Genomic DNA, 15,629 nt, shown 5'->3' with positions numbered 1-15,629 from the left:
AGTGGGTAGACATGCCGACCGGAATCGTCGGGGAGTTCCTCGCTCTCAAGGAGGAGACCGACGCCGACCTGCTCGCCATGCAGTGTGGCGACTTCTACGAGTTTTTCGGGGACGACGCCGAGTTCGTCGCCCGCGAACTCGACCTGAAGGTCTCCCAGAAGTCCTCGCACGGCTCCTCCTACCCGATGGCGGGCGTCCCCCTCAGCGAACTCACGCCGTACGTGAAGGCGCTCGTCGAGCGCGGCTACTCCGTCGCCGTCGCCGACCAGTACGACACCGACGACGGCGGCCACGCCCGCGAAATCGTCCGCGTCGTCACGCCGGGCACCCTCCTCGAGACCGCCGACGCCGACGCCCAGTTTCTCGCGGCCGTCGTGCGTCCCGAGGACGGGACGGGGAGCGGCGGGAGCGCGACGGACGCCGAGTACGGCCTCGCCTTCGCCGACGTGACGACGGGGCAGTTCCTCGTCACCGCCGTCCCCGACCTCGAGGCGGCCGACGCCGAACTGTACCGCTTCGACCCCGTCGAAGTCCTGCCGGGCCCGAACCTCCGGAGCGACGACGCGTTCCTCGACCGCCTCCGCGACGGCCTCGACGCGAAGACCACCCTCCACGGCGCCGAGGCGTTCGCGCCGGGACGCGCCCGCCACCGCCTTCGCGAGCAGTTCGGCGCCGAGACGCTCGGGAGCGTGGGTCTCGACTCCCAAGCCGGCATCGCCGCCGCCGGCGCCGTCCTCGACTACGTCGCGGAGACCGGCGCGGGCGTGCTCGGGTCGATGACCCGCCTGCAGGCGTACCGCCCGGACGACCACCTCGACCTCGACGCCACCACCCAGCGCAACCTCGAACTCACCGAGACGATGCACGGCGGGAAGGAGGGCTCCCTCCTGTCGACGCTGGACCACACCGTCACCAGTCCCGGCGGGCGCCTGCTCCGGGAGTGGCTCACCCGGCCGCGACGGGAACGGGCGGAGCTAACGAGGCGCGGGGACTGCGTCGAAGCCCTCGCCTCGGAGGCGCTGGCTCGCGAGCGCGTGAAGGACGCCCTCGACGGCGGATACGACCTCGAACGCCTCGCCTCCCGGACCGTCGGCGGCCGCGCCGACGCGACCGACCTGCTCTCGGTGAAGGAGACCCTCGAGACCCTGCCGGCGGTCGCCGAGGCCGTCGAGGGCTCCCGGCTCGTCGACTCCCCGCTCGCCGACGTGGTCGAACGACCTGACCGCGAGGCCGCCCGCGCGCTCCACGACGAGTTGGACGACGCGCTCGCACCGGACCCGCCGAACACCGTCAAGCAAGGGGGGATGTTCCGGGTCGGCTACGACGACGAACTCGACGACCTCATCGAGCGCCACGACGCCGCGCTGGAGTGGCTCGACACGCTCGCCGAGCGCGAGAAGCGGGCCCACGGCCTCTCGCACGTCTCCGTCGACCGCAACAAGACCGACGGCTACTACATCCAGGTGGGGAAGTCCGTCGCGGACGGGGTCCCGGAGCACTACCGCGAAATCAAGACCCTCAAGAACTCGAAGCGGTTCGTCACCGACGAACTCGAGGAGCGCGAGCGCGAGGTTCTGCGACTGGAGGAGGCCCGGGGCGACCTGGAGTACGAACTGTTCTGTGACCTCCGGGACAGGGTCGGCGACCGTGCCGAACTCCTCCAGGACGTGGGCCGCACCGTCGCCGAGGTGGACGCCCTCGTCTCCCTGGCGGCCCACGCCGCCGCCAACGACTGGGTCCGCCCCGAACTCACGGAGCCCGGCCCGCTGGAGGTCGAGGCCGGCCGCCACCCGGTCGTCGAGCGCACGACGGAGTTCGTGCCGAACGACCTCCGGATGGACGAGGAGCGGGGGTTCCTCATCGTCACCGGGCCGAACATGAGCGGGAAGTCGACGTACATGCGACAGGCCGCGCTCATCACCCTGCTCGCGCAGGTGGGGAGCTTCGTCCCCGCGAGGTCGGCCACGGTCGGGCTGGTCGACGGCATCTACACCCGCGTCGGCGCGCTCGACGAACTCGCGCAGGGTCGTTCCACTTTTATGGTCGAGATGCAGGAGCTCTCGAACATCCTCCACTCCGCGACGGAGGACTCCCTCGTGATTCTGGACGAGGTCGGCCGCGGCACCGCCACGTACGACGGCATCTCCATCGCGTGGGCCGCGACGGAGTACCTCCACAACGAGGTGCGCGCGAAGACGCTGTTCGCGACGCACTACCACGAACTCACGGCGCTCGCCGACCACCTCCCGCGGGTTCACAACGTCCACGTCGCGGCGGACGAGCGCGACGGCGACGTGACGTTCCTCCGCACCGTCGAGGAGGGGCCGACCGACCGCTCCTACGGCATCCACGTCGCCGACCTCGCCGGCGTCCCCGAACCGGTCGTGTCCCGCGCCGGCGACGTGCTCGCCAAGCTCCGCGACGAGAAGGCAATCGAGGCGAAGGGCGGGACGGGCGGTGCCGGTGGGTCGAACGGCGCTGGCGGGACGAAGCAGGCCGTCTTCGACCTGGGAAGCGGCGGGTTCCAGGGTGCGGCGGGAACCGACACGGCAGCGAGCGCCGACGGCGGGGCGGTCGACGCCGGGAACGCGGGCGACACCACCGACGCCGACGCCGACGACGGGCCGGCGGCATCCGCGCTCGACCCCGGAACCGAGGCGGTGTTGGAGGAGCTCCGGGGGACGAACGTCAACGAACTCTCCCCCCTCGAACTCATGGCGCGGGTCCAGGAGTGGCAGGGCGAACTCGACGGGGCGTGACCGTTCCGGTTCCCGCCAGACGGGACCGGAGACGACCTGCGGTCGGTTGCGGCCCTACTGTGACGTATGGTAACGAAGGCAACGGGTTCGCGACTCCCGGCGGGAACGGGGTAGGCCGCCGGCTTCGCGCTCGCGCTCGTCGCCGGGTTCGTCGTGTGGGTCGTCTCCCGTGAGGCCGTACCGGCTGTAATCGTCGTCGCCGCCGCCGGGCCCGCGCTCGGTGTCGCGTTCGAGCGGTCGATGGACGGGCGCTCGCTCACCCCGCGTGAACGCCGTCTCGCGCTCCTGCTGGTCGGTACGGGGGTCGCGGTCGGCCTCCTCGTCCTCGGGACGGTTCTCCTGTTGGTCTGATGACGTGAGTGGCCGGCCCGGGGGTTGAGCCACGGCAACTGCTGCCCATCCCCTTCGACGATTCTCACGCCGTGCGATACGTGTTCGTCCTCTTACGTTTCGGGCGCGTACCTTCCCACATGCCCCTCTACGCGCTCGAAGACCTCGACGACGCGCTCGACGTCACCCGAGGGTTCCTCACCCCGGTCGACCGGTCGGTGTGGGTGAAACTCGCCGTCGTCGCTTTCTTCATCGGCGGACCGGGTGCGAACGCCAACTCCGTGCAGTACACCGTCGGCGGTGACGGCAACGGCGGAGTGCCGCCCGGCGAGCCGATTCCCGGTCTGGGGGCCGACCTCTGGCTGGTGGTCGCCGCCGCCGTCGCCGTGGCGCTGGTCGTCGCGCTCGCGTTCGCGGTCGTCGGGTCGGTGATGGAGTTCGTCTTCGTCGAGTCGCTCCGGACGGAGACGGTCACGGTCCGGCGCTACTGGAGCCGATACTGGCGACAGGGGCTGCGACTGTTCGGGTTCCGCCTCGTCGTCGGCCTGTTCGTCCTCGGGAGCGTCCTGCTCCTCTCGGCCCCGCTCCTCCTCTCGCTGTTCGGCGTCGGGGGGCTCGACGGCGCGTTCCCGGTCGTCCTCCTCGTCGTGCTCGTGCCGCTGTTCGTCGTCCTCGCGCTAGTCGCCGGGCTGGTGAACGGGTTCACCACCGTGTTCGTCGTCCCCGTCATGATGCTCCGGGGCGGCGGCGTGCTGGCGGGGTGGCGGCGGCTCTGGCCGACCGTCGTCGCTCACTGGACGCAGTACCTCGCCTACGCGGTCGTCAGCTTCCTGCTCTCGATTCTGGGCGGGGTGCTCGTCGGGGTGGTCACCGTCGTGGCGGCCGTCGTGTTACTGATTCCGTTCGGGCTGCTGTTCGCGCTCGGCATCGGCGCGCTGGCCGTCGCCGAGCCGGTCGGCATCGGCGTCCTCGTCGTCGTCGGGGTCGCTTTCGGGGTGACACTGCTCGCCGTCGCGGCGCTCGTTCAGGTCCCCGTCCAGACGTACCTGCGCTACTACGCGCTAATGGTGCTCGGCGACGTCGACGCCGACCTCGACCTCGTAGCCGAACAGCGCGCCGCCGTCCGGAGCGCCGGCCCGTCGGGCGAGAGCGTCTGAAGGCGGAGCAGTCGAGGACCGAGAGCTCGGGTCTCAGTTCGACCCGGCGACGATATCCGCGACCCGCCGACGGTCGAACAACTGCTCCTCGGCCGGAATCTCGGGATACGGCGACCCGGCCTCGTAGCGCGGCCACTCGCCGAAGACGTCGGGGTACAGCTGTTTCGCGGTCATCTCGGTCTGGAAGAGGTTCATGATGGGGCCCTGATATCGCATCCCCTGTGCGTAGACGCGGTCGTTCTCTACCGCGTTCAACTGACCGCCGACGGGGTCGTCCGCGAGCGTCCGGCGCACGGACGACATGTCGTAGTTCGGCGTCATCCCCCAGAGGTGGAGAATCACGTCAGGGTCCGCTTCGAGCATCGTCTCGTAGTCGACGGTCCCCCAGAGGCTCTCCCAGTCTTCTTCGGCGAACGCGTCGTTCGCACCCAGCGGCCGCGTGTCGGCCAGCCAGTACCCCGGCTTGTTCAGGTGGTACGTGTAGAACGACTGGTCGTCGGCCGCGAGCGTGACGCGGACGGCGGTCGGTCGCTCCTCCTTCGGCGGCAGGTCCGCCTCGACCGTCGAGAGCAGGTCCGCGTGGACGGCGTTCAGCGCCTCGAAGCGCTCTCGCTCCCGAAACACCTCGGCGACCTTGCCGAACAGCTCCCAGAGGGAGTAGTACTGGTAGTCGGAGTACCCCTCGGGCGCGGGCGCCTGCGTTCCGCTGTAGAAGTTCCCGAACCAGGGAGCGACCTGCGAGCCGATCTCCTCCACGTCGGCCTGCTCCCAGTTGTTCTGCGTCGAGGCCCACGCCGGGTCCGCGAGGTGGACGTCGCTGTCGAGTTCGAGCAGCCGTTCCTTCGAGAGCCCGTCCGCGAGCGGGTCGTAGAGCCCCTCCCAATCGAACGAGACGCCGTCGAGGCGCTCGTAGTAGCGGTTCATCGTCGTGCCGGCCATCTCCGGCACGTACATCGCGTCGACCTTCTCACCGTGCCCGAGCGCCACCAGCATATCCGGGTACTGGGTGAAGACGGTGAACGCCGACTCGGGGACGACGTCGAACGCAACCTCGCCCATCGGCGAGGCGGTCACAGTGTACGAACTGCTCCCGCCCGACTCCCCCGTGTCCTCGGCGGCGGTTCCGTTTCCGCCCGACTCGGTCGTGTCCGCGGCCGTCGTCGACGTCGCCGACCCGGAGCCGTTCGCCGTCGTCCCGTCGCTCGATTCGCCGCTGTTGCCGGTACAGCCGGCGAGGACGGTCCCCGAGAGGGTCGCCGCCGCGGCCCCGAGAAACGCCCGTCGGTCGTCGTGCATATGTTTTAGGCACGCCTAAATCAGTGAAAAGCGTGCTGGTTCTCGGACGACCGCCGACCGCCTGCCGACCGTTCGACTGCTCCACGCCGGCCCGCGTCGGTCACCCGGTTCCAGACCCGTCCGTCGGTCTCAGGCCCAGGTGTCGAGCCGTCCCTCGACTGCCTCGTCGACGGCGGCGACTATCGCCTCGTCGAACGAGCCGCGTACGTTCTGGAGTCGGTGGAGCACGGCCTCGTAGCCGCGTGTCAACTCCTCGTCGGTGCTGTCGGCGTCGGGGAGGGCGGCCTCGGCGTCCTCGAGGACGCGGTCCATGGCCTCGAACGCCTCGGGGTCGAGCTCGCCGTCGACGCCTCCGTCGCGCTCGCTGTCGTCGCCGTCCCCGTGCTCCCGTGCGAGCGCCCGCGCGGCGGCCCGGAGTTCGCGGACGTTGTGCTCCAGTACGGCGACCCGACGGAGCACCTCCTCCCGCGGAAGGTGGTCGGGCGGGCTGTCGTCCACCATGAGGTAGTACGGACCTTACGTGACCGTCGAAGAAAAAACAGCCGATGACCACGACGGGGGTTGCCGCCTCCGACGCGGCCCCGCCCCCGCCCCGCTCAGAACTCGACGGTCGAGAGGCTCCCCGTCTTCGTCCCGATCTGCTCGCGTCGGAAGGCGGGCATCTCCGAGGGGACCTCGAACGTCCACGTCTCGCCCGGGCCCAGCCCCTCCTTCGTCGTCGTGTTCGACCCGAGGACGACCTCCTTGGTTCGGTGGAAGTAACAGTTCGCCTGGAGGAACTCGAAGGCCTCCTCGCCGTTGTTCTTCACCGTCGCGACGAAGTACACCTCCTCGTCGGTGCGCTTCAGCGAGAACGACTCGAAGCTCATCTCCGAGGGGTTGAAACTCGGCGTCTCGTCCATGATGGTGCCCGAGACCTCGTAGTCGGCGACGGCGCCGGCGTCCCCCTCGAAGGGAACGTACGCCTCCCAGGACTCCTCGGGGGCGAGGTCGGCGACGGTGGCCTCGACCTCGTCGAGGGTCTCGCCCGCCTCGTCGAGGAACGCGACGGTCAGCGTGATTCGCCCCGAGTGCCCCTCACCCTCGTACAGGACGGTCGCGAACACGCCCGGCGAGGCGTCGCCGCCGGCGACCTCCGACCGGAACTCGTGTTCGGTGACGCTCGCACCCCGACCGATAGCCATCGGGGTCGACTGCGACCCCGTAGTGTCGTTGCCGGCCTCCGACTCGTTGCCGGTGCCCGACTCGCCGCCGGTCCCGGTCGTCGTCTCCGTCCCCGTGTCGCCCGTGGTCGTCGTCGCGTCGCCGTTCTCCGTCGTGGTGCCGTCGCCGGCGCCGGTCGTCGTGGAGGGCTCACCTGTCGTCTCCCCGCCGCCGAGACAGCCGGCGACCGTGCCGGTGCCCGCGAGCGCGAGGAACGTTCGTCGGTGCATCACGCAGGTCCCTCGGCAGCCGACGGAATAAGAATGGCCCCGTTACTCCGCCCTCGCCGGCCCGTCTACTCGCCGGTTCGGGCGCGACCGTCAGTGCTGACGGTCGACACGGCGGTCGGCGGAGCCCCGCGTCGTCACGACCGACGGTACGGGTAGGCGGTCCGAAACGCGTCTCAACGTGAGATTGGTGGCCGCCGAGCGGGTGGCGACGCTCGCTTCACGGGGGAGCGGCGCGGTGTCACGTGAACTCGTCGAGCGTGCCCTCGCGCGTTCCCCCCTGCGCCCCCTCGGTCGACGACCGGACGACCATCGTCCCGCCGTCACCGTTCGGGACGGGGTCGTCTCCGTCGGCCGGCGACACCCGTTCGACCCGCGCGGTGTACGAGTCGGGGAGGTCGTCGACGTCGACCCGAATCGCGAGCACCGGCGCCTCCCGCGCCTTCGTCTCCATCGCCGCCCGCTGGCCGCGCTGGAACGACGCCGCGCCGGTCTTCACCTCACACCAGTACTCGGTCAGGGTTCGACCGTCGGCGCCGAGGCTCGCGACCGCCCGACAGTCGGGGCGCCACTCGCGTCGCTCGCCGGTCTCGGGGTCGACACAGCAGACCGGCTCGGGGTCGGTGTCGACGACGACGTGCAGGCGCTCCGTCTCGCCCGGCGAGAGGTCGAGCGCCGGGTCCTCGCGGACGACGTGCGTCAGGAGCGGCGGGTCTCTCCGCCGGCTCAACACGAGCGCCTCGCCGAGCGCGCCGTACTGGTTCCCGCTCACGTCGAAGGTGAGCCCCGACTCGGCCGACCCCGTGGGCACCTCGGTCCGGCGCTCGGGGTCGGCGACGAGGTAGGCGTCGACGGGCGTCGGGTCCTGCGGGGCGGCGCACTGAACCCCGACCGGCGTCTCGCCCGCCGTCGAGAGCCGACGCGCGACCGCGTCCGCCTGCGCCTCGCTCGTGAAGTCGACCTGCTCGCCCCGCTCGCCGACGAACGACTCGACGGCCTCGTTCGCCGCCCTCGCCGACGGTTTGACCGCGACGCGGTAGCCCGATTCGGCCTCCTCCATCGGCTCCACCCGGGCGGGGGAGCCACATGAATCCACCCCTCCGCGGCCGGCGGTCGCGCGACGGCCGCGGCTCGCCGGTCGGCTCCGATAGAAGTCGCGGTGTCCGACGGTGGCTCTCGTGTACCCCTACCCGTGAGCCCTCGCCGTCCGCGAACCGTACCGGTTCCTGAACTGTCTCCCGGTAAGTACTTTGTGTATTCTCACGGCCGTGGGTCGTCCCCCCGCGGGGGCGTCTCCGGTGGTGCCTCGCCGTCCTCGGTGGGTTCCGGGGGTCCCGACGAGTCCGCCGAGCCTGTCGACTCCACCGAGAGTCTGCGTCCGAGTGCGGCCGCGTCGTCGGCGACGGCTTCGAGGTCTTCCATCGCGTCGAGCGTCGTCGCCCCTCGCCTCGCCGTCTCGAAGCCGACCGACTGGCAGTCCATACTCAGCTCGAACAGCGCCTGCGTCAGTCCGGGGTCGACCGCCGGCGGCGCGCCCCGGAGGTGTCCCTGCAGCCGACTCGCGAGGGGGACGAGCCGCCTCGGTCGCTGGGTCGTCTCGCCCGCCGCCCAGCGCTCGGGCTCCGCCGCTTCGGCGGCCGCCTCCACCTCCGCTGTCAGTGCCGACGCCTCGGCGCGCCACTCCGTGGCCGTCCGCGACGGCCCGGAGAAGGCGACGACGTGGACGACGCCGACCACGGCACAGAGGACGGCCGCCAGCCCGAGGACGAACGCGACCGGCAGCGGGTCGACTGCGAGAACCATCGTCTAGAGGGACGGGCGCCAGCGCCGAAACCCTTCCCCCGGTCCCGGCGCTCGTTCGCTTCGGGGTCGCCGGGCCAACCGCGGCGAAGGCCGGCGGCTTCGACGTATCGGCCACGGTGTTGATTCTCGCCGGCGACGTACGGTCCCTGCGAGCGTCGGCCACCGGCCGTCACTCCCTCCGATGTCACCCCGAACCACCCCACAGGACGACCCACCGACCCGAGACGCGGACGACCGACGAGCGGACCGGCCGGACCGCGAGGACGCTACCGCCGACGGCCGCGAGGACGGTGAGGACTGCGAGGACCGCGAGAAAGTCGACGACGACGGTACACGAGCCCGCCTCGGCAGAGCGCTCGACGGGCGTCTCGGCTCCGGTCGCGGCGAGGCGGAGAAACACGTCGGGGAGGACGCCCGCGACGTAGTCGAGGGGGTTCGGCGGCTGGCCGGCACCGTCCACCTGCCGTCGGTCGTCGAGGCGGTCGACGCCGGCCGCCTGGCGAGCGCCGTGAACCCGCCGGGTGTCGTCGGCGCGTTCCGGAGCGGCGACGCCTGGGAGACGGTCCACGCCGAGAACCTCCTCGGCGCCGTCGACCTCCCCGGGCTCCTCGGCGCGACGAACCTCCGGGAGTTATTGCGCGCGAAACGCGACCTCGACGCCGAGGTCGACGAACTCCGGGAGTACCTCCCCGGTCGACTCGGCGGGAGCGACGAGTCGAGCGTCTCGGGGGGTGACGGGGAGGTAGACGAGGGGGAAGGGAAAGGGGACGACGGAGACGGCACGGTCTCGGACGCTATCGTCTCGGCGGTTCGTGAGGTCGTCGCTGACGACGAAGGCACCGGCTCCCCCGACCCGACCGCCTCGAGGGACGACGGGCCCGGCTCGACCGCCCGGACGCCGAGTGACCGACCCCGGGGCCGGGCCACGCGGCCGACGCGACCCGCGCGGCCTGCACGACGCGGGCTCGGACAGTCGGTGCCGCGGGCGGCCGGCGTCGGTCGCCTCAGTACGGTCCCGGCGACCACCGGTCGGCGCGGGCTCCCACGCGGGACTCGGCCGTCCCGCCGGCCGTGAGTCGACCTACGCCTCGCGTTCGCCGACCTTCACGAGCTGTTTTCCGACGTTCTCCCCGTCGAACAGCCCGAGGAACGCGTCGGGGGCGTTCTCCAGCCCCTCGGTCACCGTCTCGCGGTAGTCGACGTCGCCGGCGGCGACCCACCGTCCGAGCTGCTTCGACGCCTCGGCGAAGCGCGGCTGGAAGTCGTTCACGAGGAACCCCTCGACCCGCGCGCGCTTCTCGATGAGCGTCCCGAGTTTGCGCGGGCCGGTCGGGAGCTCCTCGGCGTTGTACTGCGAAATCTGCCCGCAGACGGCGACGCGGGCGTCGACGTTCAGCCGCGAGAAGACCGCGTCGGTGATGGGGCCGCCGACGTTGTCGAAGTAGGCGTCGACGCCGTCCGGCGCGGCCTCGTCCAGCGCGGCGCGGTAGTCGTCCGTCTCTTTGTAGTTGATGCCGGCGTCGAAGCCGAGGTCGTCCTCGAGGAACGCGACCTTCTCGTCGGAGCCGGCGAAGCCGACCACGCGGGCGCCGGTGAGCTTCGCAATCTGGCCCGCGACGGAGCCGACGGCGCCCGCGGCCCCGCTGACGACGAACGTGTCGCCCGCCCGCACCTCGGCGACCTCGCGGGTGCCGAAGTACGCCGTCCGACCCGGCATCCCGAGGACGCCGAGTGCGGTCGATATCGGCCCGTGGTCGGGGTTCACCGGCTGGAGTTCGGCGCCGCGGGCGGTCGCGTAGTCGGCCCACTCCAGGTTGCCCGCGACCAGGTCGCCGGGTTCGAAGCCGGCGCCGTTGGACTCGACGACCTCGCCGACGACGCCCGCCTGCAGCGGCTCGCCGACGCCCCACGGGTCGGCGTAGGACTCGCGGGCGTCCATCCGTCCGCGCATGTACGGGTCGACCGAGAGGTACAGCGTCCGGACGAGCGCCTCGCCCGGCCCCGGCTCCGGCACGTCCTCCTCCACGAGGTCGAACGTGTCGCGGTCGGGTCGGCCTTCGGGACGCTTCGCCAGCAGGAACTTCCGGTTTCTGTCGGCCATGTGCTCGCCACTACCCTCGTCTCCGGGAAGTGACCGTCGGAAGCGGTAGGCTGGGTCGGCCACCGAGCGGGCGTCGAACGCCGAAGCCGAGCGTCGGAGGACAGCATTCATACGCCACCCTCCCGTCGTTTCGGGCATGGTCTGGGGAATCTCTCTACATCGACCGTCGAGGATTCGACGGACGACCACCGCCGGGGGGCGGCACCGATGACCGACGAACCGCTCCGCGCGACCGTCAGTCAGCGCGGCGTGCTGTTCGGACCGGAGGGCGACGTGCTCGTCGTCCGACGGGCCAGCGACGACGGGTGGGAGCTCCCGGGCGGCCGCCTCGGGGCCGGCGAGGAGACGGTACGGGGCCTCAGACGTGAGGTCGAGGAGGAGACCGGTCTCGACCCGTCGGTCGCCGAGCCGGTCCACACCTACGCGTGGCGGAGCGACGGAACCGGTCGCGGGCGCTTCGCCGTCTACTACGTCTGTCGCGTCGAGCGCCGGGCGGTGTCGCTCAGTCCGGAGCACACCGAGTTCGACTGGCTCCCGCCGGCGACCGCCGCCGAGCGTCTGAGCGAGACGCAGGGTGTGGCCGTCGACCGCGCGCGGACCGTCGTCGAGACCGACGGTCGTATCCGCCGATGAGCGACGGAGAGGAGGCGGCGGAGGGAGACGGAGATGGAGACGACGGTGCCTCCGCCATCCGCGCGCTCGACGAGTCCACCGTCCGGAAGATTGCCGCCGGCGAGGTGGTCGAGCGCCCCGCCTCCGCGGTGAAGGAGTTGGTCGAGAACAGCCTCGACGCCGACGCCTCGCGGGTCGCCGTCGCGGTCGAGCGCGGCGGCGTCGACGGGCTTCGGGTGCGCGACGACGGGGTCGGGATGACGGCCTCGGAGCTCGAACTCGCCGTCGAGGAGCACACGACGAGCAAGATTCGCGGCGTCGACGACTTAGACGGCGGCGTCGAGAGCCTCGGCTTCCGCGGCGAGGCGCTGTACACCATCGGCGCCGTCTCCGAGTTGACCGTCCGCTCGAAAGCCCGCGGAAGCGCAGGTGCCGGCAACGAACTCACCGTCGAATTCGGCGACGCAGGCGAGGTCCGGCCTGCGGGTTGTCCAGAAGGAACCACCGTCGAAGTCGACGAACTGTTCGCCAACACGCCCGCGAGAAAGAAGTTTCTCAAGACCGATGCCACGGAGTTCGACCACGTGAACACCGTCGTCACGCAGTACGCCCTCGCCAACCCGGACGTGGCGGTGTCGCTCGACCACGACGGCCGCGAGGTGTTCGCCACCGAGGGCCGGGGGAGCCTCGAATCCGCGGTGCTCTCGGTGTACGGCCGGGAGGTCGCGGAGTCGATGGTGCGGGTCGACGAAGAGCCCGAACCGGACGCCGTCGCGTCGGTGTCCGGACTCGTCAGCCACCCCGAGACCACCCGCGCGGGCCGGGAGTACATGTCGACGTTCGTCAACGGCCGGTACGTCACCGCCTCGGTGCTCCGGGAAGCCGTCCTCGACGCCTACGGCGGCCAACTGGCGCCGAACCGCTACCCCTTCGCCGTGCTGTTCGTCGAGGTGCCGCCGGACGCGGTCGACGTCAACGTCCACCCGCGAAAATTAGAGGTCAGATTCGACGCCGAGGGGACGGTCAAGCGCGCCGTCTCCGAGGCCGTCGAGGAGGCCTTGCTCGACCACGGGCTCCTGCGTTCGACGGCCCCGCGCGGCCGGTCGGCGCCCGACGAGGCCGCGGTGTCGCCCGCCCACGACAGCGACGACGTGGTCGGCGGGGCGGGACGGGAGACGACGCGGCAGGGGTCGGAGTCGTCCGGTTCGGAGCGGTCCCGACGCTCGTCGGTGTCTCGGTCCCAGTCGGGGTCGCGGTCGACGGGGTCCCACGGGGGTCCGTCACAGCGCGACTCCTCCGCGTCGCGGTCGGCGGTCGACACCGAGCCCACCGCCGGTGATACTGCGGCGCCGACGTCGGAGCCGACGACGACAGCCACCTCGGACGCCCCCGCCGAGACCGGTGCTGTCGACGCCGCCGACGGCGAAGCCGTCGACGCCGACCGCACCGAGGCGGCGGACACAGACGGCACCGACAGCACGGGCGACACTGGCACTACCGGCGATACTGCCACTACCGGCGACACTGCCACTACCGGCGATACTCCCGACACTGCCGACACCGGCAACACCGACCACGACCCGTGGAGCGTCGACGTGGGGCCGGGCGAGCGCGCCGAAACGGAGGCTACGGGAGCGTCGTCGACGCCGTCGCCGCCGACGGGGGAAGGCCCCACGTGGTCCGACCCGTCGGAGGCGCCGGACGGCGACGACTCGGCCGACCACGGCCGTACGGAACGACAGTCCTCACTCGGGACGGGCACCGCCGACGGCGCTTCGTCGCCCGACGACCGCCCGGACCACCCCTTCGGCGTCGTCGGGCCGACCGAACAGCGGGGGCTCGACGGCGAGACCGTCGGCGACGTCGGGTTGGACAGCCTCCCGTCGATGCGCGTGCTCGGCCAACTGTACGACACCTACGTGGTCGCCGAGACGGACGACGGCCTCGTGCTCGTCGACCAGCACGCCGCCGACGAGCGCGTGCACTACGAGCGTCTGCGCCGCGAGGTGCTCGACGGGGCGACCGAGACGCAGGCGCTCGCCGACCCCGTCTCGCTCGAACTCACCGCCCGGGAGGCGGCGCTGTTCGCGGACTTCGCCGCCGACCTCGCGGACCTCGGCTTCGAGGCCGAGCGCGTCGACTCCCGGCGCGTCGAGGTGCGGGCGGTGCCGGCCGTCTTCGCGTCCGCGCTCGACCCCGAACTCCTGCGGGACGCGCTCTCGGCGTTCGTCGCCGACGACGGCGACGGGGAGGGGGGCCGCGACACCGTCGACTCCGTCGCCGACGAACTGCTCGCGGACCTCGCCTGCTACCCGTCGGTGACGGGGAACACGTCGCTGACGGAGGGGTCGGTCGTCGACCTCCTCTCGGCGCTCGACGCCTGTGAGAACCCGTACGCCTGTCCGCACGGCCGGCCGGTCCTGATTCGGTTCACCCGTGAGGATATCGAGGACCGCTTCGAGCGGGACTACCCGGGCCACGCGGGTCGGCGGGCGGAGTAGCGGGCGGCCTCGCGGCCCCACGGCGCCGACTCACTCCGAACGCGTCACTTCGGGGAAGCAGTTGAACGCCACCGTGACCGAGTCGACGGCCTCGCCGCGCCCGTTCTCGGCGACGACTCGGTACTCCCCGTGAAACGGGCGCTTCCCGAGGTATTGCTCGTACCGTAGCTGTCCCTCGCTCACGCCGCCCTTGTTCGCCATCAGAGACGCGTCGCCGGCGGACACCGGGATGACGTACGCGAGGTCGTCGGATGCGTCGTGGACGGCGAGGCGCTCGACGCCGGCCCGCTGGACGCTCTCGACCGAAAGCGGGACGACGAGGCGCACGTCTTCCCCGTCCACGCCGGCCACCGCGCCGTGTGCGAGCACGTCGCCGTCGCCGCGGTCGACCACCCCACTCTGACAGTCGAGCGTATCGGAGCCGCCGCTACCGGAGCCGCTACAGCCGGCCAGTCCCGCGAGGCCGGCGGCGCCGAGCGTCGTCATCAGCCGTCGTCTGGAGGGCATACGCCGACAGGCTAGCTTCCTGTCTCATGAACCGTCCGGTCGACCGTCGCGCCGGCGGTGGGTCGGCGCTCGTGGTCGACTCCCGGCCGTCAGCTCGCCACCGCCTCAATTTATGTCCCATCGCGTGAACGTCGGGGTATGACCGACCTCGTCACCTTCGGGGAGACGATGCTGCGGCTCTCCCCGCCGAAGGGGGAGCGCCTGGAGACGACCGACGGGTTCGAGGCCCGACCCGGCGGCGCCGAGTCGAACGTCGCCGTCGCGGCCGCCCAGTTGGGACAGAGTACGGTGTGGCTCTCGAAACTGCCCGACTCCCCGTTGGGGCGGCGCATCGTCCGCGAACTCCGCGCCAACGGCGTCCGGACGGGTATCGACTGGGACGACGCCGACGACGCCCGACTCGGCACGTACTACCTCGAGTACGGCGGCGAACCCCGCGGGACGAACGTCGTCTACGACCGCACCGACGCCTCCATCACGACCGTCGACGCCGAGGCGCTCCCCACCGGCGTCGTCGCCGACGCGCGGACCTTCTACACGAGCGGCATCACGCCCGCGCTCTCCGACGCGGCCGCGGAGGCGACGAAGGAGCTCCTGACGACGGCCCGCGAGAACGGGACGACGACGGCGTTCGACCTCAACTACCGCGCGAAGCTCTGGTCGGCGCCGGAGGCGAAACGGGGCTGTGAGCGACTGTTCCCCTTCGTGGACGTCCTCGTCGTCGCCGAACGCGACGCCCGCGAGGTGCTCGGTGTCGACGGCTCGGCCGCCGATATCGCCGCGGACCTCGCCGACGCACACAGCTTCGAGACGGTCGTGGTCACCCGGGGCGACGAGGGGGCGCTCGCCTACCACGAGGGCGAGACCTACGAGCAGGCGGCGTACGCCGCCGACACGCGCGACGCCATCGGCACCGGCGACGCCTTCGTCGGCGGGTTCCTCGCGAAGCGTCTCGACGGGGGAGACGTACCCGTCGCACTGGCACACGGGGCGGCCACGGCCTCGCTGAAGCGCACCATCGCCGGCGACATGGCCGTCCTCACCCCCGAGGAAGTCCAGCGAGTCGTCGACGAGGAGACGGCCGGCATCTCGCGGTAGGCGACGGCGACCGTCGAGTCACGGGGGCCGGAACA

Annotated in this window: 14 protein-coding genes; 7 read left to right on the top strand and 7 right to left on the bottom strand. The window is 71.5% G+C overall.

The window, feature by feature from the left end; all coding sequences use genetic code 11:
* Positions 1–11 precede the first annotated feature (11 nt).
* From mutS to N5095_RS15985, 3 genes are all read left to right on the top strand, one after another.
* Positions 12–2,759, top strand: a complete 2,748-nt coding sequence (mutS, locus tag N5095_RS15995; RefSeq protein ID WP_267624030.1) for a DNA mismatch repair protein MutS — start codon at positions 12–14, stop codon at positions 2,757–2,759.
* A 153-nt stretch (positions 2,760–2,912) separates the two neighbouring features.
* Entirely contained in the window at positions 2,913–3,110 is a 198-nt protein-coding gene (locus N5095_RS15990; protein WP_267624028.1) for a hypothetical protein, read from the top strand.
* Between the two features lie 119 nt (positions 3,111–3,229).
* Complete coding sequence (locus N5095_RS15985) at positions 3,230–4,246, top strand: DUF7544 domain-containing protein (RefSeq protein WP_267624027.1); 1,017 nt, start codon at positions 3,230–3,232, stop codon at positions 4,244–4,246.
* Between the two features lie 33 nt (positions 4,247–4,279).
* Here the strand turns inward: N5095_RS15985 and N5095_RS15980 are convergent, their stop codons facing one another.
* The 5 genes from N5095_RS15980 to N5095_RS15960 all read right to left on the bottom strand — a co-directional run bounded on the left by N5095_RS15980 (position 4,280) and on the right by N5095_RS15960 (position 8,775).
* Positions 4,280–5,542 carry an ABC transporter substrate-binding protein gene (locus N5095_RS15980; protein ID WP_267624025.1) on the bottom strand — a complete coding sequence of 421 codons (1,263 nt, stop codon included), beginning with the start codon at positions 5,540–5,542 and terminating at the stop codon, positions 4,280–4,282.
* Between the two features lie 129 nt (positions 5,543–5,671).
* Positions 5,672–6,043, bottom strand: coding sequence for a hypothetical protein (locus N5095_RS15975; protein ID WP_267624024.1), 372 nt, complete (start codon positions 6,041–6,043; stop codon positions 5,672–5,674).
* A 95-nt stretch (positions 6,044–6,138) separates the two neighbouring features.
* Positions 6,139–6,975 carry an FxLYD domain-containing protein gene (locus N5095_RS15970; RefSeq protein ID WP_267624022.1) on the bottom strand — a complete coding sequence of 279 codons (837 nt, stop codon included), beginning with the start codon at positions 6,973–6,975 and terminating at the stop codon, positions 6,139–6,141.
* Positions 6,976–7,213: 238 nt separating this feature from the next.
* Positions 7,214–8,032 (bottom strand): DUF8081 domain-containing protein, encoded by an 819-nt coding sequence (locus N5095_RS15965; RefSeq protein WP_267624021.1) that lies wholly within the window; start codon positions 8,030–8,032, stop codon positions 7,214–7,216.
* A 200-nt stretch (positions 8,033–8,232) separates the two neighbouring features.
* Complete coding sequence (locus N5095_RS15960) at positions 8,233–8,775, bottom strand: hypothetical protein (protein WP_267624020.1); 543 nt, start codon at positions 8,773–8,775, stop codon at positions 8,233–8,235.
* Between the two features lie 181 nt (positions 8,776–8,956).
* Here N5095_RS15960 and N5095_RS15955 point away from each other — a divergent pair, with 181 nt between their 5' ends.
* Positions 8,957–9,850, top strand: a complete 894-nt coding sequence (locus N5095_RS15955) for a hypothetical protein (protein ID WP_267624019.1) — start codon at positions 8,957–8,959, stop codon at positions 9,848–9,850.
* A 6-nt stretch (positions 9,851–9,856) separates the two neighbouring features.
* Here N5095_RS15955 and N5095_RS15950 read toward each other — a convergent pair whose 3' ends face one another.
* Positions 9,857–10,876 carry an NADP-dependent oxidoreductase gene (locus N5095_RS15950; RefSeq protein ID WP_267624018.1) on the bottom strand — a complete coding sequence of 340 codons (1,020 nt, stop codon included), beginning with the start codon at positions 10,874–10,876 and terminating at the stop codon, positions 9,857–9,859.
* A 207-nt stretch (positions 10,877–11,083) separates the two neighbouring features.
* Here N5095_RS15950 and N5095_RS15945 point away from each other — a divergent pair, with 207 nt between their 5' ends.
* On the top strand, positions 11,084–11,509 hold the full coding sequence (locus N5095_RS15945) for an NUDIX hydrolase (protein WP_267624017.1): 426 nt from the start codon (positions 11,084–11,086) through the stop codon (positions 11,507–11,509).
* Positions 11,506–13,989 (top strand): DNA mismatch repair endonuclease MutL, encoded by a 2,484-nt coding sequence (gene mutL / locus N5095_RS15940; RefSeq protein ID WP_267624015.1) that lies wholly within the window; start codon positions 11,506–11,508, stop codon positions 13,987–13,989. The genes N5095_RS15945 and mutL overlap by 4 nt, the downstream gene beginning before the upstream one ends.
* A gap of 30 nt (positions 13,990–14,019) precedes the next feature.
* Here the strand turns inward: mutL and N5095_RS15935 are convergent, their stop codons facing one another.
* On the bottom strand, positions 14,020–14,496 hold the full coding sequence (locus N5095_RS15935; protein WP_267624013.1) for a hypothetical protein: 477 nt from the start codon (positions 14,494–14,496) through the stop codon (positions 14,020–14,022).
* Between the two features lie 138 nt (positions 14,497–14,634).
* Between N5095_RS15935 and kdgK1 the strand changes: the two genes are divergently transcribed.
* Entirely contained in the window at positions 14,635–15,594 is a 960-nt protein-coding gene (kdgK1, locus tag N5095_RS15930; RefSeq protein WP_267624011.1) for a bifunctional 2-dehydro-3-deoxygluconokinase/2-dehydro-3-deoxygalactonokinase, read from the top strand.
* Positions 15,595–15,629: the final 35 nt, after the last annotated feature.

It is taken from the genome of Halobium salinum (assembly GCF_026586625.1).
Classification (GTDB): Archaea; Halobacteriota; Halobacteria; order Halobacteriales; family Haloferacaceae; genus Halobium; species Halobium salinum.
The sequence above is the reverse complement of the archived record's forward strand: the minus strand, read 5'-3'. Positions and strand labels throughout refer to the sequence as shown.